This is a genomic window from Methylophaga marina, from assembly GCF_030296755.1.
Classification (GTDB): Bacteria; Pseudomonadota; Gammaproteobacteria; order Nitrosococcales; family Methylophagaceae; genus Methylophaga; species Methylophaga marina.
Window position 1 is genome coordinate 2,158,519 of the sequence record NZ_AP027741.1, and the last position, 24,939, is coordinate 2,183,457.

20 protein-coding genes are annotated in these 24,939 nt (G+C 44.6%); 15 read left to right on the top strand and 5 right to left on the bottom strand.

Annotation, left to right across the window (positions count from 1 at the left end; translation table 11 throughout):
• Positions 1–34: 34 nt before the first annotated feature.
• The 3 genes from QUE24_RS11085 to QUE24_RS11095 are packed head-to-tail and all read left to right on the top strand — an operon-like array spanning position 35 to position 2,566.
• Entirely contained in the window at positions 35–565 is a 531-nt protein-coding gene (locus tag QUE24_RS11085; RefSeq protein WP_286303896.1) for a dimethylamine monooxygenase subunit DmmA family protein, read from the top strand.
• The gene (locus QUE24_RS11090) at positions 562–1,515 is read left to right on the top strand and encodes a PDR/VanB family oxidoreductase (RefSeq protein WP_286303897.1); all 954 of its coding nucleotides are present in this window, start codon (positions 562–564) and stop codon (positions 1,513–1,515) included. Before QUE24_RS11085 ends, QUE24_RS11090 begins: the two co-directional genes overlap by 4 nt.
• 10 nt (positions 1,516–1,525) lie before the next feature.
• Positions 1,526–2,566 (top strand): heme-dependent oxidative N-demethylase family protein, encoded by a 1,041-nt coding sequence (locus tag QUE24_RS11095; protein WP_286303898.1) that lies wholly within the window; start codon positions 1,526–1,528, stop codon positions 2,564–2,566.
• Between the two features lie 177 nt (positions 2,567–2,743).
• Here the strand turns inward: QUE24_RS11095 and QUE24_RS11100 are convergent, their stop codons facing one another.
• Positions 2,744–3,400, bottom strand: a complete 657-nt coding sequence (locus tag QUE24_RS11100; protein ID WP_286303899.1) for a glutathione S-transferase — start codon at positions 3,398–3,400, stop codon at positions 2,744–2,746.
• Positions 3,401–3,495: 95 nt separating this feature from the next.
• On the opposite strand from QUE24_RS11100, the gene QUE24_RS11105 reads away from it, so the two are divergent.
• On the top strand, positions 3,496–4,569 hold the full coding sequence (locus QUE24_RS11105; protein WP_286303900.1) for an efflux RND transporter periplasmic adaptor subunit: 1,074 nt from the start codon (positions 3,496–3,498) through the stop codon (positions 4,567–4,569).
• The gene (locus QUE24_RS11110; protein ID WP_286303901.1) at positions 4,562–7,753 is read left to right on the top strand and encodes an efflux RND transporter permease subunit; all 3,192 of its coding nucleotides are present in this window, start codon (positions 4,562–4,564) and stop codon (positions 7,751–7,753) included. The genes QUE24_RS11105 and QUE24_RS11110 overlap by 8 nt, the downstream gene beginning before the upstream one ends.
• On the opposite strand, the gene QUE24_RS11115 is transcribed toward QUE24_RS11110, so the two are convergent.
• Positions 7,740–8,354 carry a PilZ domain-containing protein gene (locus QUE24_RS11115; RefSeq protein WP_286306111.1) on the bottom strand — a complete coding sequence of 205 codons (615 nt, stop codon included), beginning with the start codon at positions 8,352–8,354 and terminating at the stop codon, positions 7,740–7,742. The two genes, QUE24_RS11110 and QUE24_RS11115, sit on opposite strands and share 14 nt — an antisense overlap.
• 91 nt (positions 8,355–8,445) lie before the next feature.
• The gene (locus QUE24_RS11120; RefSeq protein WP_286303902.1) at positions 8,446–9,855 is read right to left on the bottom strand and encodes a PhoH family protein; all 1,410 of its coding nucleotides are present in this window, start codon (positions 9,853–9,855) and stop codon (positions 8,446–8,448) included.
• 578 nt (positions 9,856–10,433) lie between these two features.
• Here QUE24_RS11120 and QUE24_RS11125 point away from each other — a divergent pair.
• Entirely contained in the window at positions 10,434–10,868 is a 435-nt protein-coding gene (locus tag QUE24_RS11125; RefSeq protein WP_286303903.1) for a hypothetical protein, read from the top strand.
• Between the two features lie 85 nt (positions 10,869–10,953).
• Here the strand turns inward: QUE24_RS11125 and QUE24_RS11130 are convergent, their stop codons facing one another.
• Positions 10,954–11,655: a matrixin family metalloprotease gene (locus QUE24_RS11130; RefSeq protein WP_286303904.1), complete on the bottom strand. Its 702-nt coding sequence runs from the start codon at positions 11,653–11,655 to the stop codon at positions 10,954–10,956.
• A gap of 150 nt (positions 11,656–11,805) precedes the next feature.
• Here QUE24_RS11130 and QUE24_RS11135 point away from each other — a divergent pair, with 150 nt between their 5' ends.
• Together QUE24_RS11135 and rarD are read left to right on the top strand one after the other, a co-directional pair.
• The gene (locus QUE24_RS11135) at positions 11,806–12,108 is read left to right on the top strand and encodes an MGMT family protein (RefSeq protein ID WP_286303905.1); all 303 of its coding nucleotides are present in this window, start codon (positions 11,806–11,808) and stop codon (positions 12,106–12,108) included.
• Between the two features lie 103 nt (positions 12,109–12,211).
• Positions 12,212–13,093: an EamA family transporter RarD gene (gene rarD, locus QUE24_RS11140; RefSeq protein WP_286303906.1), complete on the top strand. Its 882-nt coding sequence runs from the start codon at positions 12,212–12,214 to the stop codon at positions 13,091–13,093.
• Positions 13,094–13,117: 24 nt separating this feature from the next.
• Here rarD and QUE24_RS11145 read toward each other — a convergent pair whose 3' ends face one another.
• Positions 13,118–13,588, bottom strand: a complete 471-nt coding sequence (locus tag QUE24_RS11145; protein WP_286303907.1) for an Lrp/AsnC family transcriptional regulator — start codon at positions 13,586–13,588, stop codon at positions 13,118–13,120.
• A 312-nt stretch (positions 13,589–13,900) separates the two neighbouring features.
• Here QUE24_RS11145 and leuA point away from each other — a divergent pair, with 312 nt between their 5' ends.
• The 7 genes from leuA (at position 13,901) to QUE24_RS11180 (ending at position 24,938) form a co-directional block, all read left to right on the top strand.
• Positions 13,901–15,598: a 2-isopropylmalate synthase gene (leuA, locus tag QUE24_RS11150; protein ID WP_286303908.1), complete on the top strand. Its 1,698-nt coding sequence runs from the start codon at positions 13,901–13,903 to the stop codon at positions 15,596–15,598.
• A 225-nt stretch (positions 15,599–15,823) separates the two neighbouring features.
• Complete coding sequence (locus QUE24_RS11155) at positions 15,824–16,093, top strand: hypothetical protein (RefSeq protein ID WP_286303909.1); 270 nt, start codon at positions 15,824–15,826, stop codon at positions 16,091–16,093.
• A gap of 181 nt (positions 16,094–16,274) precedes the next feature.
• Positions 16,275–16,751, top strand: a complete 477-nt coding sequence (locus QUE24_RS11160) for an LEA/WHy family protein (protein WP_286303910.1) — start codon at positions 16,275–16,277, stop codon at positions 16,749–16,751.
• Between the two features lie 75 nt (positions 16,752–16,826).
• A complete protein-coding gene (locus QUE24_RS11165) occupies positions 16,827–18,344 on the top strand; it encodes a potassium/proton antiporter (RefSeq protein ID WP_286303911.1) in 1,518 nt (505 codons plus the stop codon).
• Between the two features lie 441 nt (positions 18,345–18,785).
• On the top strand, positions 18,786–20,894 hold the full coding sequence (locus QUE24_RS11170; RefSeq protein ID WP_286303912.1) for a methyl-accepting chemotaxis protein: 2,109 nt from the start codon (positions 18,786–18,788) through the stop codon (positions 20,892–20,894).
• A 127-nt stretch (positions 20,895–21,021) separates the two neighbouring features.
• Complete coding sequence (gene metH, locus QUE24_RS11175; RefSeq protein WP_286303913.1) at positions 21,022–24,720, top strand: methionine synthase; 3,699 nt, start codon at positions 21,022–21,024, stop codon at positions 24,718–24,720.
• Complete coding sequence (locus tag QUE24_RS11180) at positions 24,720–24,938, top strand: SlyX family protein (protein ID WP_286303914.1); 219 nt, start codon at positions 24,720–24,722, stop codon at positions 24,936–24,938. Before metH ends, QUE24_RS11180 begins: the two co-directional genes overlap by 1 nt.
• The last annotated feature ends 1 nt before the right edge of the window (position 24,939 follow it).

Here is a 24,939-nt window from a genome sequence, read left to right on the forward strand (position 1 = left end):
GCACCTTGGTCTGGCAAAAAAAGCGACACATCATGTGGTGGTAGTCGGTGGTGAAGGGGGCGGTAAAGCCTTGCTGAAATTATTCCAGCAAATGGTGCCGAAGCAACCGGTATCCGTGTTTTATCTAGCCGAGGATGATGCAAGTAAAAAATACGTCAGCACGGTTGAAGACATGTCTGGTGAGTCCATTACTGTTTGCGACTCGCTGGAAGCCTTAACAACATCGCTAAAGACTGAGCTGACCAATTGTTATATGGGCACACAGTTCTATGTGGCGGGTGAAGAAAAATTGATCTGGCCGGTCGCCAAGGTGCTGACTGAATATGGCGTCGATGACCGTAATATTTTCAAAGAACAGACAGGTTCTTTAGCCAGACGCGTGTTCTGCGTGCATTGCGAAACGATTAATGAGGATGTTCACCACAATATTCATCAATGTGTGAATTGTGGCCTTAATTTATTCGTTCGTGATCATTTCTCCCGTCATTGGGGTGCCTATATGGGCTTTATGGTCGATGGTGAAACACCCGGCGAGATTCCAGCAGCACAGGAGGTTTACCCATGAGTGCTTTAAAAGTCAAAGTCACGGCTGTTGAACAAGTGGCTGAGCAAATCAAACATTTTACAATGGTCGCTGAAGATGGCAGCCCATTACCGTACTTCTCGGGTGGCAGCCATGTGGTTGTGTCGATGGATATCGATGGCCGGACTCATCGTAACGCTTATTCTTTGATGGGCCCGACTAACGATAACAGCGCTTATCAGATCGCGGTGCGTAAACAGGAAAAATCACGCGGTGGCTCCGTGTTCATGCATGAGAAAGTCGAGCCCGGCACTTTATTAGAAATATCGATGCCGACCAACTTATTCTCGATTCATCGTCTGGCGAAAAAACACATTCTGGTGGCCGGTGGTATTGGTATTACGCCTTTCTTGTCACAGATCACTGATTTAAATCGTATCGGCCATGACTATGAGCTGCATTACGCTTATCGCAGTGCAGAACATGCGGCTTTCCGTGAGGAAATTGAAAAGTTATGCGGCGATAAAGCGTTTTTCTATCCTGAAAATGAAACTGGCCGACTCAATGTCACGGAGTTATTGAGCAAACAACCCTTGGGTTCACATGTGTATGTCTGTGGTCCTGATCCGATGGTAAATGGTCTGGAATTGATCGCCTCAGAACTCGGCTGGCCTGAAACGTCAGTACATAGCGAGAAGTTCTTAGCACCAGCCAGTGGTGCGCCATTCACTGTCAGCTTGTTGCAGTCTAATACCGAAGTGGTTGTGCCTAGTGACCTCAGTATGTTGGAAGCGATGGAAGAAGCCGGTATCGATGCGCCTTATATGTGTCGTGGTGGTGCCTGTGGTCGCTGTGAGGTGGAAGTCGTTGAATGTGATGGTGAGTTAGTTCATCACGATGAATATCTGTCCGATGCTGAGCGTGTCGCTGCTAAGAAAATTTTACCTTGTGTCTCGCGTGCAAACTGTTCACGCATGGTCATCAATTTGTGAGGAATGAACGATGAATATGGCATTTAATGAAGAAACATTTCGTGGTGATTTCACGTTTAGAAACTCGCCAGAATCAGTAAGACGTTTTCCTTATCCGTTTGAAGAAGACGAGTATATGTACAGCGTTAACATTGAACAGCACACATCTGGTGAGCCTGGTTCTGTGTTTGAACACCCGATTGATGTCGACGAACACTATGTGGCCGAATGTAAAGAACGTGCCATTGTATTAAGTGAAGATCACACACGCTGTGTGGCTTTACCTCATATGATGGATGCTCAGTGGGATACGCTGGAATTAGTGATGACATCACTATCAGAAAGCTATCCATCTGAGTTTCAGTTAACTATTGATGGTGATAACTGGCACTGGGTGAATAAGCCTCTAGGCATTGAAGATCACTTTGTATTTGGCGATGTGTCTACCTTACCGATGGAGCCATTTGAATATGTGATGCGTCAGGTTCAGGGTGACTGGGTGGTCATGGATCAACGTGATAATGATCTCTATGCTGACTTAGGTATGGTCACAGGTCAGGCCGACTGGTCAGTGGCTTTTGATGCCGGCATGTCATTTAAAGAATGGCACGCACCTGTGCCTCATGCGCCAGAGATGGGGATTTTTGATCGCGCACTGAAATATTTATTACACCTGCAATATGGCAGCCCGGTTCGTCGTACTAACTGGCGTATGTGTGTGAATCCACGACTTGATACTTCATCAGAAACCTATGATGTGTGGGGAACAGATAACGTGTCGGCTACCAAAGAAAACGCCGGTGACAAAGTCTTTTTACGTGTAGAGCTACAAGCACTATTCAGGCTGCCACGAAGTAATGCGATTGCCTTTAGTATCCGTACTTATATGGTGAGTTTGGCAGACTTGGCTACTTACCCACGTTGGGCGAAACGTTTGAACCGTGTTTTACGCAGTCTGCATCCGGACCTGGCGGAATACAAAGGTTTGAACAGCTTCAAACAACCGGTACTGGATTGGCTCGAACCATTGGATGATGGCGCCTTTTTGGAAAAAGGTGTTCATCCGGAGTAAGAGATAAAGCCAGTGTAGTCTTTTTTACTTGTTTCATAAGCGGCAGCAGAGAATCATGGACGACTCTCTGTTATTGCTTTTCTAAAAAATACTAGTTTTAAAACAATTTCTTAAGTTCTCTAAACTCCCAGGCTAAATAGATCAGATTATCTTTATTTGAGCATTCAGTGGATGCGCTTATTTGGTCTCTGGAAATAAGACTATTGGCTGATCAGCATGCCACTGTTCATATTTCACCATGACATTGGCAAACAAATCACTGTGTAAAAATTCACTCAGCCAGTCTCTGACCAGGGGATAGGGTGACTGTTCGAACCAGTCTTTATCAACAAAGGCGAACTGACGAATAAAAGGTAATAGAGCAATGTCTGCCATCGTCCATTTTTCAGTGAGCAGGCAACCATTTTTTGCTAATAAGGATTCCAATTTTTGTAAGGTCGCCTCACCTTGCTCACGGTAATACAGTTCTGGGTATTCTGGGTAACGATCGGCATATTTATAGCGATCAAGATAATACTTAAACTCACCATCATTATTAGCAATCAGTTCGTCACAGTGCTGTTTTTGTTGATGTGTGAGCGTTTGATACCACTCCTCGGGGTCTCGCTTTTCCAGTGCCCAACGCATAATGTCGATACTTTCGTCGATAACTTTTCCTGTTTCGGTCTGTAGAACAGGCACAGTCCCTTTTGGGGAAATAGCTAATAATTCTGCAGGTTTATCTTTTAATACCACTTCGCGAAGTTCGGTTTTAATACCGCTGGCAGCGAGCGCTAACCTGGCTCGCATAGCGTAAGGACAACGACGAAAGCTGTATAAAGTCGGGTACCGCATTGAGTAAGAATTCCGGTTTGAATAAAACGCCAGTATAGACAATCAAAGCAGATGACTGTAAATTAGCAAATTCTAATATAGTTATTGAGAACACCATGGAACAGTCATTATTAAGGTGGACCGCTTTTATCACATTGCTGTTGTCAGCCAGTTTTAATATTAACGCGGAGGGGCTGCCCCATACCGAAGCGGTCTATAAAAACTATGCTCGACAGTGGACTTATGATGGCAGTGTTGAAGCTATCAATCAGGCAACTGTTTCGTCGCGTGTTTCTGCGCAAGTGGCAGAGATTTTTTATGACGTGAATGACCGGGTAGAAAAGGGCGCGCTGATTTTACGTTTTAACGACGAAGAAATTAAAACCCGTTTATGGCAAGCAGAAGCGAACCTGCTGGCCGAACAAGCCCAGTTAAAAGAAGTACAGGCGAGATATACCGAGGCCGCAGCGGAAGCCAAACGAATCAGTGATTTATACCAACGCAAACAAGTGACACGTTCTGCGCTGGATAAAGCCGAAGCCGATAAAGCTGCGACAGCGGCGCGGGTCAATGTATTAAATGCTCAAATCAAAGCCCGCCAAGCGGAAGTCGAGCAGGCTAAAGTTGAGCTGTCATATACCGAAGTCCGGGCACCCTATGCTGGTGTGATGACCAAGCGCTGGATTGAAGTGGGTGAAATGGCAACGCCCGGTCAGCGCTTAATGTCAGGCCTGTCACTGAATGATTTGCGTGTGGTTTTTTCCGTGCCACAGAAACAATTAACAGAGGTGATGGCGGCCAAGCTGGATGTGCTTTTACCTTCAGGCGAGCATTTAACACAGCTTGATAAAACCTTCATTCCAGCTGCAGATCCACAGACTCACAGTTTCCATATCCGTTTGGATTTACCACAAAAAATCAATGATGTTTTCCCTGGCATGACGACTAAAGTCACCGCTTATGGCCGTGAGCAGCCGGTACTCGTGATTCCAAAACAGGCCTTGGTAAAACGGTCTGAAGTGGATGGGGTTTATGTGCTCGCGAAGCAACAGCTTGTATTCAGACAAGTCAGAGTTGGGATGGAATATGAAGATGGCTGGGTTGAAGTCTTATCCGGTATCGATGCCGGAGAACAAGTGATGACTCAGCCAGATAGGGCTTTAGTGTATTTGCAGCAGCAACATGACTGAATCTAAGCCAACATTGGGGATGTCCGGTCGTATCGCCGCATTATTTCAGGACAATGCCCTGACGCCGTTGATGGCATTGCTGGCCTTATTGCTGGGGATATTTGCGTTGATGGTGACGCCACGTGAAGAAGAGCCGCAGATTGATGTCACTATGGCAGATATTTTCATTGCTTACCCCGGTGCGTCAGCCAAGGAAGTAGAGAGTTTGATAGCGACACCAGCGGAGCAGGTGGTCAGTGAAATTGCTGGTCTGAAACACGTGTATTCAGTATCGAAGCCAGGGCTGGCTATCATCACTGCTCAGTTTGAAGTCGGTGAGAAACGTACCGATGCGATTGTACGTTTATACAATAAAATTTATTCCAATCTGGATTGGCTGCCTGAAAACTTGGGTGTGTCACAACCTATTATTAAACCCAAAGGCATTGATGATGTGCCGATTCTGACACTCACTCTATGGCGTGAAAGCCAGCAGGATTCCAGTCAGTTAAAACAGTTAGCTCAGTCCTTGGAAGTAGAACTGAAGCGGGTTGATGGAACACGGGATATTTATACTGTTGGCGGTGCTGATACCGTAGTGAATATCACCTTAGATCCAGAGGCTATGGCGGCATATCACATGGATAATCATCGCTTGAGTCAGGCGTTGGCAGCCGCTAATCAATCGGCTGAGGCCGGGACGACTGTACAAAATAATCAAATGACAAGTGTTCAGGCAGGTCAGTTTATCGTTTCCACTGACACGCTGAAATCACTCATTGTCGGTGTTTTTAATGACCAGCCAGTGTATTTAACGGATGTGGCTGATATTTATCTTGGTCCAGAGCAACCGCGTCAGTATGTGTGGTTTGGCACCGGACCTGCCGCAGCAGACAAACAGATTAAAGCTCAGGGTGAATATGATGCCGTCACCATTGCCATTGCCAAACAGCCCGGAACTAATGCCGCGGATATTGCTGAGCTGGTTCTGCAGCAGGTAACAGCATTAAAAGGCGTGATGATTGCGGATGATGTGCAGGTGACCGTCACGCGTAATTATGGTGAAACGGCGGATCAAAAGGCTGATACGCTGATCCATAAACTTATTTTTGTCACGGTGGCTGTGATTTTATTGGTGTTATTTGCACTGGGCTGGCGAGAGGCCATCATCGTTGGCGTAGCGGTGGTGATTACCTTATTACTGATGTTATTTGCTTCGTGGGCATGGGGTTTTACTTTAAATCGGGTGTCGTTGTTCGCCTTAATTTTTTCTATTGGCATTCTGGTAGATGATGCGATTGTGGTGGTGGAGAATATTCATCGTCATATTCAACAAGAAAAATTAAGCTTAAAACAAGCGATTCCAGTCGCTGTCGATGAGGTGGGGCAGCCAACAATATTGGCGACTTTAGCCGTGATCGCAGCCTTATTACCCATGGCCTTTGTCAGCGGTTTGATGGGCCCGTATATGAGCCCGATTCCGATTAATGCCAGCATGGGCATGCTGCTGTCATTAATGGTGGCCTATGTCGTGACACCATGGATGGTGTTGAAGATGCTTTCACATTCTCGTTCGGCCAAGCATGAGCAAGTTGCCGAGTCCCAATATGACGCGGTTTTTCAGCGTGTTTTGAGCCCCTTTCTATTACATGAACATGCTGCCCGCCGCCGAAAATTACTGTGGGGTGGACTTATTTTGCTGGTTATTGTGTCTGTTGGTCTGGCAGCAATGAAACTGGTCATTCTGAAAATGCTGCCGTTTGATAATAAGTCTGAAGTGCAGATTGTGATTGATATGCCTGAAGGCTCGCCATTAGAAAAAACAGCAGCAGTCACCCGTGCGTTGACAGATTATCTGTCGACCGTTGACGATGTGACTGATTATCAGGCCTATGTCGGCACAGCTTCGCCGATTAATTTTAATGGTCTGGTGCGTCAGTATTATTTACGTGAAGGCTGGCATCAGGCAGATATTCAAATCAACCTCAGAGATAAACATCAGCGTGATGAACATAGCCATTCTTTAGCACTGAAGCTAAGAGAACCACTAACAGTGATTGCTAGGAAATGGGACGCGCGTATCAAGGTCGTTGAAGTGCCGGCGGGGCCACCTGTGTTATCACCCATTGTGGCGGAGTTGTATGGCTTGAGTGAACAACAGCGACAAAATCAGGCATCACAACTTGTTAAGGTGTTTGAGCAAACTGATGGCATTGTCGATATTGATAGCAGCATTGAGGCGAAAGCCGACAGACAGATCATTAATGTGGATAGAAATAAAGCGAGCTTATTTGGCCTGAGTCAGCAACAGATTGTTGAAGCTATTCAGTTAGCGCTGACTGGCAAGGATGTAGGGTATCTACACGATGATAATGTGAAATACGCCATACCATTGCGATTGCAATGGCCAATCGAGGATAAAGCGAACCTTGATGCTGTATTGAATATGAAGCTCATCAATCAACAAGGTGATCTGATTCGTTTAGCTGACGTCGTTAATGTGGTGGAGGAGGAACATCAACAAACGCTTTACCACAAAGACTTACAAGCCGTGACTTACGTCACAGCGGATATGGCTGGCAAGGTCGATAGTCCCTTGTATGGCATGTTTTCGGTGTATCAGCAATTAGAGAACATACCGATTCAGCAATATTTGGTTTCAGTACCGAGTCTGGCCTTACAAGATTCATTGAAATGGGACGGGGAATGGCAAATTACCTATGAGACGTTTCGTGATATGGGATTAGCCTATGCCATAGGCATTATTCTGATTTATCTGCTGATTGTGGCGCAGTTTCGATCTTATTTATTGCCCTTGATTATTATGGTGCCGATTCCGCTGACCGTGATTGGTGTCATGCCCGGGCATGCTTTATTAGGCGCACCTTTTACAGCAACATCGATGATTGGCATGATTGCAATGGCAGGGATTATCGTGCGTAACTCTATTTTGTTAGTCGATTTTATCCGTCAGGCGATGGCTGAAGGCATCACGGCTGAGAAGGCAGTAATTGCCGCTGCTGCAACCCGTGCTAAGCCTATTATTCTGACTGCGCTGGCTGCGATGGTAGGGGCGGTATTTATTCTCGATGACCCTATATTTAATGGTTTGGCTATTGCCTTATTATTCGGAATTCTGGTGTCGACTTTATTAACCTTATTGGTCATTCCGTTGCTGTATTACAGCTATATCAAGACTCGATAAGGGTCATGGCGCCTGTGAGTTCACCTTCGCGTAGACGTTCTGCCTGACGTTTTAATGTATGACGAATGAGCACATTACGATCCATTTCATCCATATGAGTGAAGGCCATACGCAATAAATAAGGTGTTTCAGCAGGTGCTTGTTCGATTTTGTCACAGCCAATCACCGTTGCCAGAGTGTGAATAGTGCTGGCTGAGGGTTTTAGCTGCATAAAGAGTTCAACATAATCTCTTGGCTTGATAGGGGTAGCGACCAATAAGGCAACACCACCCCCACTCAAGTTTACGTCTGTCAGCTTGTCAGGATTGATAGGATTATTGTGACGTTCAATACGTTGTGCAATCAGGTTGACCTTGTCATCTAATAAGCGCAGTGCACGTGCAATTTCACGATCATGCTGACTGATTTGGTCTAATAAGTGTGAAAACACGTTTTGCATCGTACGAAGCTGAGCCCGTTCAGAATCACCATCACTTTCTGATGATTGTGAAATACGTTTGGCGACTTCACCGACGTGCGTTTTTTCCACAGGTTTGTACTCAATGACTACCGAGTCATTGATTCGAAAAAACTCACGTCTGTCTGAACCTGGATGTTGCATCACTCTCTACCATTATCCTTAAAAGCTTAATGTCACTTAATCGGCCTGAATATAAGATTCTTTATATCATGTTCAGACTAAGTTGCCAGCATTAAAGGTTTTCAGAGGCGTAATCAGCCAGTCTTGAACGCTCACCACGGAGCAGCGTAATGTGACCACTGTGCTGCCAATATTTAAAGTGATCAACCACATAGGTCAGGCCAGATGTTGTTTCGCTCAGGTACGGTGTATCAATTTGAGCGATGTTACCTAAACAGACAATTTTGGTACCTGGACCGGCACGCGTAATCAATGTTTTCATCTGTTTCGAGGTTAAGTTTTGCGCTTCATCGATGATTAAAAAGCGATTCAGGAAGGTGCGGCCGCGCATAAAGTTGAGCGAACGGATTTTAATCCATCGCTGTAATAAATCGTTAGTGGCCTGACGACCCCATTCGCCACCTTCTGTTTTATTTAATACCTCAAGGTTATCCATTAATGCGCCCATCCAAGGGGTCATTTTTTCTTCTTCGGTGCCTGGTAAGAAACCGATATCTTCACCGACAGGCACGGTAACCCGTGTCATGATAATTTCACTGTAGCGCTTGTGTTCGACAGTCTGCGTTAAGGCTGCTGCTAATGTCAGTAAGGTTTTACCAGTACCGGCCTGACCCAATAAGCTGACAAAATCCACTTCAGGATCCATTAATAAATTCAGTGCGAAATTCTGTTCGCGATTACGGGCGGTAATGCCCCAGATGGCATGATTATCTTTGCGGTAATCGTTAATGAGTTGAATATCTGCACTGGTTTCAGTGACGGAACGCACCACGGCTTCAATATTATGATCTTCACCTGGAGAGTAAATAAGCTGGTTCGGATACCAGTCTTTAACCACATCGCCTTCAACTTCATAGAAGGTCTGCCCATCCGCTGTCCATGATTCCAGACGATTCAAATCATCCCAGAAATCCGCATTGAGCTCGCTGGCACCGCGATAGAGCAGATCCACATCATCCAGCACTTTATCGTTGTAATAGTCTTCGGCACAGATACCTAAAACGGTGGCTTTAATCCGTAAGTTGATATCTTTTGAAACCAGAATAATGGTGTGATCTTTAATGGCTGCCTGTAAGGCAATCGCCACACTCAAAATAGCGTTATCGCCCTGATGGCTGGGGAGTTCTTTAGGTAATTCCTGCTCCATTTGGGTGGTCTGGAAAAACAGACGACCGCTGGCATTAGGCATATCACCACTGTTCACGCTGGGTAGAGGAATGCCTTTGGTAATGGCTTCATTATCTTCAGCCTGCAGTAATAAATCATCGAGGAACCGACTGACCTGGCGTACATTACGGGAGACTTCAGATAAGCCTTTTTTACCACGATCGAGTTCTTCTAATACAACCATGGGTAAGTAGATATCATGCTCATCAAAACGGAATAAAGCCGTTGGGTCATGCATCAATACATTGGTGTCCAGAATAAACAGACGTTTACCTTCGGCGGGACGTTTGATCATTGGTTCGAGATCCTCTTTGGTTAGTTGGAGACCTGAGGTTGATTATGGTGCAAGAAATCACTGATGCAAAGAGTGAATAAAGATTATTTTGCCAATGTCATCCCTATAAACGTACTACCACTTCACAACTGGATATTTAGTGTTAATATGAAAAGCCTTCCTCAAACAATTTATATCCGAATATTTAGCTATCACTCTGCTTTGATAGGCGGGATTCTTTTCTGAATGTATTTCCTATCTTATTGATTGTTAAGATCTCTATGTCTTTTTCCTTAGACATGCCTAAATTGCTCAGTCGGTAATGATTGACCGCTTTGCTCTGACTTGAAAGTCATTTCCATCTCCTGAAAAGACAGTAAAAAAGTTCTGTTTTTGCAGCAAGCTGATATTGAAAAACAGGGCTTTTGCGATAACGCTGCATTAACGATCTAGGAGTCAATCCCAATTATCACTAGGATGTCTTGTTCTGCATGAGCAGCGAGATTAGTGTTATCGGATGAGTTAGGTGGGTGTTCTGAATCTTGTTTGAGTAATGAGTCCTCCTATACCTATGTAGACATCTAAGGAGGTTGATTCCCATGAAATTAAAACCAATGTTGTATGCCGTGTTGGCTGGTTTATCCGTATCAAGTGTGGCTGTTGCAGATGTGACATTCGATGATTTAATTGGCACCTGGTATGCCGAAACCCAACATGATGGCGAAACCATGAAATGGTTAGTCAAACGTGAGCCTGATCAAAGTTATGCGGCATTATTTCTAGTCTGTGATGGTGAAAACCTGTCATGGGTTCAAAAAGAGCGTGGTCAATGGAAGATGGAAGGGGACGAAATGCACACGGTCATTGCTGCTTTTCAGGATATGAATGGTAGTCCTTCTGATCAGATCGGTAAGCAAATTCATTATGAGAATCTCGAGTTAGCTGATGACGAGCTGAACTATGAACAGAAAGGTAACGATAATACATACAGCTTTAACCGCGTGAAAGATGGCTATCAAGTCAGCTGTCAATAATCGAAAACAGGTCAGTCTGAATCAGGCTGACCTGTTTAGGTTTAAACACATGCAATATGTGTTTAAGCTAGTCATATTGTGGTTATCAGTATCGACGAAGACGTATCAAGCCGATGAAACCAGACAGTAATAACCAGAATGCAGCGGGTATGGGGACGGCTGAGATATTAGCGCCATAAAGGTATTGAATACCGGCGATATCGTCAGCTTGAAGGCCGTTCAGTGAAGGATTATAAAAAGGTCCCATTACTGATTTAGATGCCTCGGAGTGCCCCAGTCCAAGTGAGTGCCCGATTTCATGTAAGGCTACCCAGAAAATACTGATACCATCTATGAGGCTATCGATACTCCATGTTTCTGCACTATCAAAATGCAGATCACCACCTGCAGAGAAATACCAGTGGGTATCTGGATAAAAGGCATGCGCTAATACCCCGCTCGGGCCATCAATCGCTTCACCTCCAATTCGAATATCACCTGATGTTGTGAGTGTATTAAAGTTAGCACCATCATCTGCTATTTCAATAAAATTGAGGTTAGCGACACTACTCCAGGCATTAAAAGCTTTTTTAATTTCTTGCTGAAAACCCGTGGGCATAAAACTGTTTAGTGGAGAGCAAACCGCTTGGTCACATTCTTCACCACCCAGCATGAAGCTATAACTAATCGTTGCCCCGGTACCCAATGTGGGGTCGCCCCACTTTTTTATCGGACCGGGAGAGATGGTGTAAGCATTGGCTGTGGAAATAAAAAAGAATAAACAAAATAGGCTTAAAAAGAGTTTCACTGAAGTCATCCTTGTCTTAAGTTTGGTGTAAATTAGCTGTCCAGCTAATGTGAAATTTATCACATTTTTCGGCTTCATAGTCTAGCCATTAATATCACTTCCTGTCTGCTTGGATAAGCAAACGAATGAGGACAATCAAAAAATATTCTGATGGATGAGCTCGATAAAATGATATGGCAAACGGTTGATGCTATTCCTTATGGTCAAGTCATGACCTATGGGCAAATTGCAATCAGTTGTGGTTACCCGGGGTATGCCCGCTACGTAGGTACCGTTCTTAAAAAACTTCCACCAGACACACATTTGCCCTGGCACCGCGTTGTCAATGCTCAAGGACGATCTTCTTTTCCAGAGGGAAGTGAGAAATACCGGGAGCAGTTACAGAGGCTCCTCGCTGAAAATATTGTAGTGAATAACGGCAAGATAGCCTTATCGGTTTATCAGTATCAGTAAGGTCAGCCCTCATTTTGCCAATGAGGATGTGGATATATTAATAAGAGTATTTATGGTAACAAGCGCCACTGATACCATATGTGTTTAAATTTCTGAGAACATCATGCAAGGTTTAATCTTAGCCGTTCTGGCTTATACCATCTGGGGGCTTTTTCCTCTCTTTTTCAGTTTCCTGAGTCACGTGTCACCGATTGAAGTTACGGCGCATCGGATTATCTGGTCACTGGTAGCGACTTTGACCGTGGGCCTGGCCTTAAGACGTGGCAAGCATTTATGGGAAGCGTTACATAATAAAACGACCTTACTCTGGCTTGGTGGCTCAGCGGTGTTTATTGCGATTAACTGGCTGGTCTATATCTGGGCCGTTGGGCAGCATCGTGTGCTTGAAGCCAGTTTAGGTTACTTCATCATGCCTCTAGTGAGTTTATTGATGGGGAGGCTTTTGCTAAAAGAGTCGCTGCATCCTTTACAGGCCATAGCTGGGGGCATTGCTTTTCTAGCCGTGCTCTGGGAGTTGTGGTCGTTTGGCAGCTTACCGTGGGTAGGCGTGGTGCTCTCATTTGCTTTTGCATTCTATGGGCTGATACGTAAGGTGCACCCGATTGATGGGATAAATGGATTAACCATCGAAGCGTTGTGGTTAATGCCTTTTGTTTTGTTGTGGATTGGCTGGCAGTCAAATTCAACAGAATCGATATTACAATTCGGCGAAGATACAACGACGACCGTTTTGCTCATTAGCTCTGGTTTTCTGACGGCATTGCCTTTGGTTTTATTTGCCATGGCCACTCGTCGCATCAATTTATCTATTGTCGGTTTTATAATGTATATCAATCCGACCATACAATTTTTGATTGGTGTCTACGTGCTAGATGAGCATTTCCCCCAAGCCAGATTAGTCACGTTTATTCTTGTTTGGTCGGCTATGGTGCTGTTTATGATGGGGATGTGGCAGTTACAAAAACAGAAACGACCTGCGTCATAAGTTTTGGCTGATCTATTCACTACATCAACCAACCGGCAGCGCCGTTGTTTTGATAGGTGACTTCATGACAAACGAGGTATGAACTCCTGTCACACCCTCAATGCGCGTTAATTTATTGAGCAGGAATTGTTGATAGGCATCCATATCTTTCACAATCACCTTTAATAAATAATCGGCAGATTGGCCGGTAATGAGGTGACATTCGAGTACCTCAGGATAGCTGGCAAGTGTGGTCTCCAGTGCTTCAAAACGCTCCGGTGTGTGTTTATCCATACTGATACCAATAAAAGCCATCAGGGTTAGACCTAATTTTTTGGCATTCAATAAAGCCACGTAACCGTCAATTAAGCCTTTTTCTTCCATTTGTTTGACGCGACGTAAACAGGGGGACGGTGAGAGCTTGATAGCTTCGGCTAATTCCTGGTTGGTGATGCGTCCGTCAGCCTGTAATTTTTGCAGGATCATGATGTCGTATTTATCGAGGTTGTCAGACATGTAATTTCCAAATTAATTTTTATTGTGGTTATATATTTCAATATTTGTATTATTTAAGCAATATTATTCTTTTTTAAGTCGGTTTTATGCAAATATAGCAATTTAATTCCATAGTGACTTCTTTATACTATTTCACATGGCTGGAACTGATAGCCGATGCGTCAAAAGCGCAGCTGGCACGATGAACTGACATGATCAAAACTCATGAAAGGCCCATCGGAAAAGTATGAATTAACCCCGTTCATATGGTGAGTCAGGCAAATTTGTTTCAGCAACTTGTGTGTCATTAATAGTTATTGTCAGGAGTCAGACATGATTAGTCAGCCCGCTCAAAAATATCGTCGCTTTGATGCTATCCAATTGCCTGATCGGCAGTGGCCCAATGTGGTATTGGATAAAGCCCCAATCTGGATGAGTACAGATTTACGTGACGGTAATCAGGCTTTGATTGATCCGATGTCTGTTGATGCCAAAATGCGGTTTTTCCTGGCCTTGGTGGATATGGGCTTTAAAGAAATTGAGGTTGGTTTTCCATCAGCCTCAGAAACGGACTTTAATTTTGTACGTCGTCTGATTGACGAAAATCGTATTCCTGATGATGTCACGATTGAAGTGTTAACGCAGGCCAGAGAGGATTTAATTGCCCGAACCGTGGAATCCTTGAAAGGTGCCAAACGTGCTATTTTGCATATGTATAACCCGATTGCCCCTGCTTTTCGTGAAATTGTCTATCGCACTGATAAGGCTGGGGTGAAAGAGATCGCTGAGCGTGGAACGCGTTGGGTGAAAGAGATGACGGCAAAACAGCCAGAAACCGAATGGGTATACCAATATTCACCGGAGACCTTTTCCAGTGCGGAAATGGAGTTTGCGAAAGAGGTTTGTGACGCGGTGACGTCCATCTGGCAGCCAACACCAGAACATAAGATGATCATCAACTTGCCGGCAACAGTAGAAATGGCGACGCCGAATACCTATGCCGATCAGGTGGAATGGATGCATCGCCATTTAAATCAACGCGACAGCATTATTCTGAGTGTGCACCCACATAATGATCGCGGCACGGCGGTAGCAGCAGCTGAGTTAGCTGTCATGGCGGGTGCTGATCGTGTGGAAGGTTGTTTATTTGGTAATGGTGAACGCACGGGTAATGTGGACTTGATCACCTTGGCGATGAATTTATATTCGCAGGGAATTCATCCTGAGCTTGATTTCACTCAGATGGATCAGATCCGACAATTGTTTGAAGAAGCCACACAATTGCCCGTGCATCCGCGTCATCCTTATGCGGGTGAATTAGTGTTTACGGCTTTTTCTGGCTCGCATCAGGATGCGATTAAAAAAGGATTGGCCGTACAAAAAGCGGATGACTATTGGCAGGTACCTTATTTACCCATTGATCCAGCCGATGTAAATCGTAGTTACGATGCTGTGGTGAGGGTCAACAGTCAGTCTGGCAAAGGTGGCGTGAGTTTCTTGTTACAGCAACATGCCGGCTTTGAATTACCACGTCGTTTGCAGATTGAGTTCAGTAAAGTGGTTCAAAAGGTCAGTGACAGCAGTGGTCGTGAGATTAACGCTGAGAATATCGTCTCACTGTTTGATGATGAATACGTGCAAGTGAACAGTCCTTATCAATATATGGGAAGTCATATCGTCGATGAAGAAAGTCATCAAGTCATGAGCCATGTGGTGGTGAAATATGAGCAACAGCGTATTGAGTTAAAGGGACAAGGCAATGGACCATTGGATGCTGTGGCCAAAGCTATCTCAGAGCATATCGGTGAAACAGTGACTGTCGCGGATTATCATGAACACGGCATGACGGCCGGTTCTGACGCAACAGCGGTGAGCTATGTTGAAGTCAAGATGGGAGAGTATGCAACCGTGTTCGGTGTGGGGCAGGATAAAAACATCACTACTTCAGCGATAAAAGCATTATTAAACGGAGTCAATCGCTTTATGAATACTGGCACTTCTGTAGCCGTTGATAAAAAAGCAGTCAGTTAATCAGTGATATCCTGAGTCAGCTGTAAGGATTGTCTTGACTAGCGTTAAGAATAATCATTGAATAAATGATGTGAGTGTGAGTTGTTGATTATTAAGGTTATTTTGTTTCTTGGCGATTTGATCTCATATGAATAATTCGTTAGGGTAGGAATCAGTCCTGAATGATAAATTCAAAATTCAGGCTCTTTTTACCGATGTTTGATGGTTCAAACAAAGGAGAAAATAATGTTAAGCAAACAATTTACAACATTGTTATCAGTAGTATTCACGCTTCTATTCGCATCAAGTATGGCGTTTGCGAATGAGCATAAAGACTCTCATGAAGGAGCGAAACATCCCGCCCATGAAATGGGAGAGTCAGTCGACACTCATAAAGATAAAAAAATGAGTGAAGACTACAAAGAAAATATGAAAGAAGCTGAAGATGCAGCTAACGCTCCTCATCCTGCACATGAAATGGATGAAAACGAGGAGCTTCAGGAACGAGGTCAATAACCGTTTCTGAATGGGATTAAGTCCCATTAAAGCGATTAAACGCCGCATATTGATTGAAATATGCGGCGTTTTTTTATGTCACTAAAACAAGTCTCTATTGAATAAGCTTGAATTAAGGCGTTGCGTCTATATTAATACTTAACATTCTTATTGCATCAATGAACAACAACAGGACCGTGTTATGCGACAATTCCGCTTTATTTTTCTATTCACCATGGTTTATTTCTTGTCGGCATGTGCGAGCTTGTCGCCTGAATTTGAACAACCTCAAGTCAATATCACTTCGTTTAATCTGGCGCCGTCCTCAACTGCCTCAGCACCTACTTTCCTTATCGGTTTACAAGTGATTAATCCTAATCGACAAGCGCTACCATTGAAGGGGATGAGCTACTCCGTTGAGGTAGATGGTTATCGGATATTGAGTGGAGCGGAACCGGATTTACCGCGAGTTGCGGCATACGGCACCGAAGAATTTACAATCCAAGCAGTACCAGATTTGCTTGGTAGTGCGAAATTGATTAGTCAGTTAATGTCTCATCATCAGGATGCGGTTAAATATCGATTTAAGGCACGTTTGGATATCGGTAGTCTTTTTCCATTTATTGACATTGAAGAAGCTGGAGAGTTGAGTTTAAAACGGCCATCATCATCTCAATAAATTCACTGTCATTTCGTGCTCTTCAGAGCATTTGTTGCTATGTTTAGTCCATAGATCACTGATAAAAGCGCCTTTATGAATTCGATAAGTATGTTGTTTTTGTTAAGCGGAACCTTGATTGCTTTAAGCATTCTGGCCAGCCGCTTATCTTCTATTTTTGGTTTGCCATTGCTGATCATTTTCCTGGCACTAGGCATGCTGGCTGGAGAAGATGGCATATTAGGTATTCAGTTTGATAATTATTCCGTGGCATTCGTTATCGGTCATTTGGCACTCGCCATGATTTTGCTCGATGGCGGTATGCGTACTCGCCTCAAAACATTTCGTGTCGGCTTTAAACCTGCTTTATCCATGGCAACGATAGGTGTGTTTATCACCAGCGGTGTGGTGGGGTTAATAGCCATGTGGATATTTAATCTAACACTGGTTGAAGGCTTATTGATTGGTGCGATTGTAGGGTCGACAGATGCCGCTGCAGTCTTTTCTATGTTGCGTGGTCAGGGCATTAATATCAACGAACGAGTTGGGGCGACACTAGAAATCGAGTCTGGCACCAACGATCCGATGGCGATTTTTCTTACATTGATGTTCATCCAGTTATTGATTAGTGATGAAAACACTGTGCTAGGTAATGTACTGTTTTTCCTTCAACAATTCGGCTTTGGTATTGGTATTGGTCTCTTAGGTGGCTGGTTAGTTAAGCGTTTATTGGCAAGACTGGAGTTAATGCCAGGCTTGTACTCACTGTTGGCATTAGCATTGGGGTTTAGTATTTTTGGTTTAGCGTCCTGGATGGGGGGCAGTGGTTTTCTGGCTATCTATCTCTGTGGTTTGATGATAGGCAGTGAAAACACCCGTCAATTACAGCATATTTTGCCAGTGTATGATGGTCTGGCCTGGTTAAGCCAGATTGGTTTATTCCTGGTGCTGGGTTTGCTGGTCACTCCAAGCGAATTAATGGAATATGCTTTACCCTCACTCGTGATAGCCTTAGCCCTGATATTCATTGCAAGGCCACTGGCAGTTATTCTCTCCGTAAAACCGTTTTTTAAATTCCGCTGGCGTGAAATTGGTTTTATTTCCTGGGTGGGATTACGAGGAGCTGTGCCTATCGTGCTGGCGATCTTTCCTGTCATAGGTGGGGTAGATAATGCCCCGATGTATTTTAATGTGGCGTTTGCAGTTGTGTTGCTATCGCTACTCATTCAAGGCGGCACTCTATTACCCATGGCAAAATGGATGCGAGTGCAGATCCCCAAAAAAGCCAGCCCGAGACAACGTGGTTCTTTAGGTATTTTGCCTGAGCGCGATTTTGAAATGTTTGTCTATAAAGTAGAGAACCAACGTCTCGACGACCAACCTATTCGTTTACTTCGTTTTCCATCTGGCGCGATGATTTCTGCCTTATTCCGGCATGAGGAGATGATTCATCCTAAAGGCAGTACGCGTCTAAAACTAGGCGATATTCTATGCGTGATCAGCCGTGAGGAGGACTTAGATAATCTAAATGAATTATTTAATGGCGATACTCAGCTGAATCAGAAGCAATTAGCTTTTTTGGTTCTTTTGTTCTCAATGGTGAGGCAATGTTAGTGGATATCGCTAAAGCCTATGGTTTGACGATCAGTCCCCAGGAAGTGGGTGTGAGTTTAGGCGAGTTTATTGCACGGCGGGTGGGGGGCACCCTGTTGTAGGTGATGACATAGATTGGCACGGCATTCATTGGGTCGTGAATGAGGTTGATGGAGACACCGTGAAAAAGGTCGGAATGCGTTTATATTAGAAAAAATGGAAATAGTTCATGTTTCCTCTCATTAAACATTGTTTTCTAAGCCGCTTTCTGTCATATTTTGCGCATCATCATTTTTTGGTGCCCTGTTGTCATTCATAGAACATTTTCTGGCTGCTGTTTAATGAAGAACTATCTGCCTAGTGTATGCCTGTTTGAGTCTTTCACTGTAAAGGTTTAGCTTGATTTTTCAGCTGATAAACATGATGCGATGTTGACGGGGAACCGCTTTGTGTGGAGTCAGTATGAATTTATCTATTCAGCAACGGTTTAGCTTATGGGCTGGACTCAGTCTACTTTCTGTTGTGCTCGTGACCGCCTTGGTAGCGATGTATAACTTTGGCAAAATTAATCAATCACTCACAGAATACAATAGCGAACTGACAAAAAATCAGGCGGAATCTTATCTCGGACTACTCGCCAGTGATACCAGTGCCAGCCTGCTCGTCCCTCTGGAGAAAGCATTGAACGTGGCCACATCTACGTCGATGTCCATGCAATCGTTAGCCAGTGCTTCTAATACTATAGACAAACGTCAACTGGCTTTGGATACCCTAAAAAAGACCTTGAATCTGAGTCCTAATTTCTTGGGTACCTATGTTGCCTTTGAACCCAATAAGTTTGATTTTTCAGATGCTTTGTATCCATCAACCGTTGGTAGTGATGAGAGTGGCCGGTTTCTACCCTATGTGATTAATGGCGATAATGATGGTTTCACCGTCGAGAGTTTAGTTGGATTAGAAGACCAGACGCTTGACGATAATGGTGTGAGAGCCGGTGAATATTATTTATGTCCCAAAGAGTCCAACAAAAGCTGCGTCGTTGACCCTTATATCTATCCGATAAATGGGAAGGATGTATTGCTAACCAGTATGGTTGTACCAGTAACGAAGAATGGTAATTTTATTGGTATGACAGGGATTGATATCAGTGCTGACTTCCTACAGTCCAATATCGTGAAAGTCGATAAACAGCTCTATGACGGCGCTGGTGAGATTTTATTAGTTAGTCCAAAGGGCGTCATTGTTGCTGATAGTGAGAATCCAGAATTAGTCGGGAAAAATTTGAAGTCAATCGACGCTGATCTTGTGAGTAAAATTAAGAATCTATCCATGTCAGATGAGAGTACTATTTTTGCTGCTGATGATGCTTTGAAAGTGTTAAAACCTTTTAAGCTAGGTGATACGGGTGCTCACTGGACTGTTTATATCTCCGTGCCTGAGTCCGTTATTTATGCTGATCTTCAGCAACAACAAGCCTTTATGGATCAGCAACAATCACGCTTTATCAGTCAGACGACTCTGCTGGGCTTTTTGTTTGCGATGATTGGTGTGGTCATTGTCTGGTTTGTTGCCAAAAGCAGTGTCAAGCCCCTGCATGATATGACCGGTATTGTTGGTAAACTGGCCGGAGGCGAAGGGGATCTGACACAACAAATCACTGTCTCCCGCCAGGATGAAACCAGTAAGCTGGCAAATTTATTGAATACCTTTATTCAAAAACTACAGACTTTGATTAAGGGGATGTTGCCGATTGGTAACCGTATAAGCGCCTTATCTGCTCAAGGTAAGCAAATTAGCCAACAAACCAGTGATCAGATGAATGAACAGAGCAGTTTACTGGATCAGATGGTCTCTGCAGTCACTGAAATGTCGGCTTCAGCTCAGCAGATTGCTGGTAACGCAGAGCGCACCGCAACATTAGTCAGTGATGCGCATCAATCAACAGAAGCGGGTGCGGATCTGGTGAGTCAGAATGCCCAATCAATCAGTGATGTGAAAAATAGTGTTCAACTCTCTGAAGCTGCATTGGATCAACTAGTCAAGAATAGTGGCGCCATTGCAGAGATTCTGGTCGAAATTCAGGGCATTGCTGAACAAACAAACCTATTAGCTTTGAATGCTGCGATTGAAGCGGCCAGAGCCGGTGAAAAAGGTCGTGGTTTTGCCGTGGTGGCAGATGAGGTGAGAGCGTTGGCGAATCGTTCACAATCAGCGACTGTGGAGATTCAAAATCGTTTGGCCTTACTGAACCAAGGAAATAAAGAAGCCTCTGTCGCTATGAAGAAAAGTGGCGAGCAGGTTGAGCATAGCGTGGAATTAGCGCATTCTGCTGCCAGCGCTTTAATCAAAATTAGAACCGCGATTGATGAAGTCTCTGAGATGACCTTACAGATTGCATCAGCCACAGAAGAGCAAAGCAATGTTTGTGAAAATGTCAGTGAAAATCTAACCCGTATTTCGGATTTGGTTCAGCAGACAGCTGAGGGTGCAAAAGAACTCAGTCAGGTCGGTAGCGATTTGGATGCCACAGCCAATGAGTTACAAACAGGCTTATCGTCATTTAAGGTATAAATTCTAATGCTCAGCCAGTAGCGATGCTGGCTGAGTTAAATCTGTCACAGTTCAAAAGTCGTGATGAGTATCTGGTATAATCGTGCGATTTTTATAATCGCTTTACCAGATGGGAAATCTGCTTTAAATGACTGTGCATCAACAAATTAAATCCTTACTTGAGCAACGTATTCTGATTCTAGACGGTGGAATGGGGACGTTGATCCAAAGTTATAAACTGGAAGAAAAAGATTTTCGTGGTGCGCGATTTGCAGATCATCCCTGTGATGTAAAAGGCAATAACGATCTTTTGTCTTTGACCCAGCCGCAAATTATTCGCGATATCCATCGTGCCTATTTTGAAGCCGGTGCGGATATTGTTGAAACGAACACCTTTAATGGTACATCAATTGCCATGGCTGATTACCAGATGGAAGATCTGGTGTATGAGTTAAATAAAGTCTCAGCCGAATTAGCTAAAGAAGTGGCTGATGAATTTACGGCTAACAACCCAGACAAGCCACGTTTTGTCACCGGTGTATTGGGCCCAACTAACCGCACGGCCAGTATCTCTCCTGATGTGAATAATCCAGGCTTTCGAAATGTCAGTTTTGATGAACTGGTTGATGCATACATGGAAGCCATTCGTGGTTTGGTTGATGGCGGTGCTGATTTGTTGCTGGTCGAAACGGTGTTTGACACCTTAAATGCCAAAGCCGCCTTGTTTGCGATTGATCAGTTCTGCGAACGAAATGGTGTACATATCCCGGTCATGATTTCAGGCACGATTACTGATGCCAGTGGTCGTACACTTTCAGGCCAAACGGCCGAAGCATTCTGGAACTCGCTGGCGCATATCCAGCCTCTGAGTATTGGCCTGAACTGTGCACTGGGTGCGGAGCAGTTACGTCAGTACGTGGAAGAGTTAGCCAATGTAGTGACTTGTCATATCAGTGCTCACCCCAATGCAGGCTTACCTAATGAGTTCGGTGAGTATGATGAATCACCAGAAGTCATGGCAGCACAGATTAAAGAATGGGCTGAGTCTGGTTTCTTAAACATTGTCGGTGGCTGTTGCGGTACCGCCCCTGCTCATATCAAAGCGATTGCTGATGCAGTAGAGGGTATTCATCCTCGTCAGCCAAAGAAGAATCTACATCACTGCCGATTGAGTGGTTTAGAACCCCTGAATATCACCCCTGACAGTTTATTTGTGAATGTAGGCGAACGGACCAATGTCACGGGCTCGGCGCGTTTCGCCAAGCTAATCAAAGAAGGCGACTACGATACGGCACTGGAAGTGGCACGTCAGCAAGTAGAAAACGGTGCTCAAATCATTGACATCAATATGGATGAGGGCATGCTGGACTCGAAAGAGGCCATGGTCACCTTCCTTAACTTACTCGCTGCTGAACCAGATATCAGCCGTGTGCCTATCATGATTGACTCATCTAAATGGGACGTTATCGAGGCAGGTCTGAAATGTATTCAAGGTAAAGGCATTGTTAACTCCATCAGCCTGAAAGAGGGTGAAGATAAATTTATCGAACAGGCTAAATTGGTTCGCCGTTATGGTGCAGCGGTGATTGTAATGGCCTTTGATGAAGTCGGTCAGGCCGATACACGTGAACGTAAGCTGGAAATTTGTCGACGTTCCTATGAGGTGCTGACAGAGAAAGTTCATTTCCCACCAGAAGATATCATCTTCGATCCCAACATCTTTGCCGTCGCCACAGGTATTGAAGAGCATAATAATTACGCCGTCGATTTTATTGAGGCTGTTCACGATATTAAACAAAGTCTGCCACATGCGCTGATCAGTGGTGGTGTTTCCAACGTCTCATTCTCATTCCGTGGTAACAATCCGGTGCGTGAAGCGATTCATGCGGTTTTCCTCTACCACGCGATTAAAGCGGGCATGGATATGGGGATTGTTAATGCTGGCCAGCTGGCTATCTATGATGATCTGCCTGAAGAATTGCGTGAAGCCGTAGAAGATGTCGTGCAAAACCGCCGTGAAGATTCTACTGACCGATTGCTGGAACTCGCCGAAAAATACAAAGGCGAAGGTGGCAGTGTGGCTAAGCAGGAAGACTTGGCCTGGCGTGAGCTACCTGTCGTCAAGCGTCTTGAGCATGCTTTGGTAAAAGGCATTGCGGATTATGTTGAAGACGATACAGAAGAAGCACGCCAACAATTTGCCAAACCACTGGAAGTGATTGAAGGGCCGTTGATGGACGGTATGAACGTGGTCGGTGACTTGTTTGGTGAAGGTAAGATGTTTTTACCGCAAGTGGTCAAATCTGCCCGTGTAATGAAAAAAGCAGTCGCTTATCTGATGCCTTTCATTGAAGCGGCTAAAGAAGAAGGCGATACCAGCAAAAATAACGGCAAGATTTTGATGGCCACCGTCAAAGGTGACGTTCATGATATCGGTAAAAATATCGTGGGCGTGGTCCTGCAATGTAATAACTTTGAAGTTATAGATCTTGGCGTGATGGTGCCAGCGCAGAAAATTCTGGATACGGCACGCGAAGAAAAAGTCGATATTATCGGCTTGTCTGGTCTGATTACGCCATCACTTGATGAAATGGTGCATGTCGCGAAAGAAATGGAGCGACTAGGCATGGAAACTCCACTGATGATTGGTGGGGCTACCACTTCCTTAATCCATACCGCCGTGAAAATTGAACCGAACTATCATGGCTGCAGTATCTATGTAAAAGACGCGTCACGTGCTGTGGGTGTGGCTCAGCGTTTAGTCACCAAAGATACACGTGATGCCTTTATTGCTGATCTGAAAAAAGACTATGAAGAGAAGCGTTCAAGACATAAGGGACGTAAGAGCAGTCGACGTCAATTAAGTATTACTGAAGCACGAGCGAATAAAACCAAGATTGACTGGGCCGCTTATCAACCAACCAAACCTGCTAAATTGGGTCTGGAGGTGTTTGATGACTATCCTCTGGCTGAATTGGTGGATCGCATTGATTGGACGCCTTTTTTCCAATCCTGGGAGCTGGCTGGCAAGTACCCCCGTATTCTGACCGACGAAGTGGTTGGCGAGCACGCCACACATCTATTTGAAGATGCACAAAAAATGTTGCAGCAAATCGTCGATGAGAAATGGCTGACAGCCAAAGCGGTCATTGGCCTTTTTGCGGCGAATAGCGTGAATGACGATGATATTGAAGTGTATCGTGACGATAGCCGTGATGAGGTATTGATGACGTTGCATAGCTTGCGTCAACAAACCGAGCGTCCACCTGGTCGTCCAAATGCCGCTTTAGCCGATTTTATCGCGCCAAAAGATACGGGCGTCAATGATTATATTGGGGCGTTTGCCGTAACGGCAGGCATTGGCATTGATGAGCACGTTGCACGCTTTGAAGAAGATCATGACGACTATCACAGCATTATGCTGAAAGCGCTGGCGGATCGTCTGGCAGAAGCCTTTGCAGAACGCATGCATGAACGGGTTCGAAAAGAATTCTGGGGTTATGCTAAAGAAGAGCAATTAGACAATGATGCCTTGATTGATGAGAAATATCAGGGCATTCGTCCGGCACCAGGTTATCCTGCCTGTCCGGATCATACTGAGAAAGGTCTGTTATGGGAGCTGATTGATCCTGTTACCCATGCCGATATGACCATTACAGAAAGTTATGCCATGTTGCCAACTGCCGCTGTCAGTGGGTTCTATTTTGCCCACCCTGAGTCACGTTATTTTGGCTTGGGTAAAATCGACCAGGATCAGGTGGAAGACTATGCTGAGCGAAAAGGTTGGGATAAACAAACAGCTGAACGTTGGTTGGGACCGGCATTATCTTATGATGGAGATGACTAATGACGGTAAATGAGAATGACATTATTGATCTTCAAACGCGTTTAGCATTCCAGGATGGTTTGCTGGAAGACTTGAATCAAGTGATTATTGGCCAGCAAGATCAAATTTCTCGCTTAGAACTTGCCATTGAAACCTTAAAGGTGCAAATGCGTACTATGCAGACCTCAATGCATCAGAGTAATAATGGTCAGGAACATGAGATACCACCGCATTATTGAA

Coding starts and splice junctions, on each gene's coding strand:
- QUE24_RS11120 (WP_286303902.1), bottom strand. CDS start 9,855: ATGATCAAACGTCCCGCCGAAGGTAAACGTCTGTTTATTCTGGACACC.
- leuA (WP_286303908.1), top strand. CDS start 13,901: ATGATTAGTCAGCCCGCTCAAAAATATCGTCGCTTTGATGCTATCCAA.
- QUE24_RS11110 (WP_286303901.1), top strand. CDS start 4,562: ATGACTGAATCTAAGCCAACATTGGGGATGTCCGGTCGTATCGCCGCA.
- QUE24_RS11165 (WP_286303911.1), top strand. CDS start 16,827: ATGAATTCGATAAGTATGTTGTTTTTGTTAAGCGGAACCTTGATTGCT.
- QUE24_RS11100 (WP_286303899.1), bottom strand. CDS start 3,400: ATGCGGTACCCGACTTTATACAGCTTTCGTCGTTGTCCTTACGCTATG.
- QUE24_RS11180 (WP_286303914.1), top strand. CDS start 24,720: ATGACGGTAAATGAGAATGACATTATTGATCTTCAAACGCGTTTAGCA.
- rarD (WP_286303906.1), top strand. CDS start 12,212: ATGCAAGGTTTAATCTTAGCCGTTCTGGCTTATACCATCTGGGGGCTT.
- QUE24_RS11155 (WP_286303909.1), top strand. CDS start 15,824: ATGTTAAGCAAACAATTTACAACATTGTTATCAGTAGTATTCACGCTT.
- QUE24_RS11170 (WP_286303912.1), top strand. CDS start 18,786: ATGAATTTATCTATTCAGCAACGGTTTAGCTTATGGGCTGGACTCAGT.
- QUE24_RS11105 (WP_286303900.1), top strand. CDS start 3,496: ATGGAACAGTCATTATTAAGGTGGACCGCTTTTATCACATTGCTGTTG.
- QUE24_RS11095 (WP_286303898.1), top strand. CDS start 1,526: ATGAATATGGCATTTAATGAAGAAACATTTCGTGGTGATTTCACGTTT.
- QUE24_RS11125 (WP_286303903.1), top strand. CDS start 10,434: ATGAAATTAAAACCAATGTTGTATGCCGTGTTGGCTGGTTTATCCGTA.
- QUE24_RS11090 (WP_286303897.1), top strand. CDS start 562: ATGAGTGCTTTAAAAGTCAAAGTCACGGCTGTTGAACAAGTGGCTGAG.
- QUE24_RS11145 (WP_286303907.1), bottom strand. CDS start 13,588: ATGTCTGACAACCTCGATAAATACGACATCATGATCCTGCAAAAATTA.
- QUE24_RS11115 (WP_286306111.1), bottom strand. CDS start 8,354: ATGCAACATCCAGGTTCAGACAGACGTGAGTTTTTTCGAATCAATGAC.
- metH (WP_286303913.1), top strand. CDS start 21,022: ATGACTGTGCATCAACAAATTAAATCCTTACTTGAGCAACGTATTCTG.
- QUE24_RS11135 (WP_286303905.1), top strand. CDS start 11,806: ATGGATGAGCTCGATAAAATGATATGGCAAACGGTTGATGCTATTCCT.
- QUE24_RS11160 (WP_286303910.1), top strand. CDS start 16,275: ATGCGACAATTCCGCTTTATTTTTCTATTCACCATGGTTTATTTCTTG.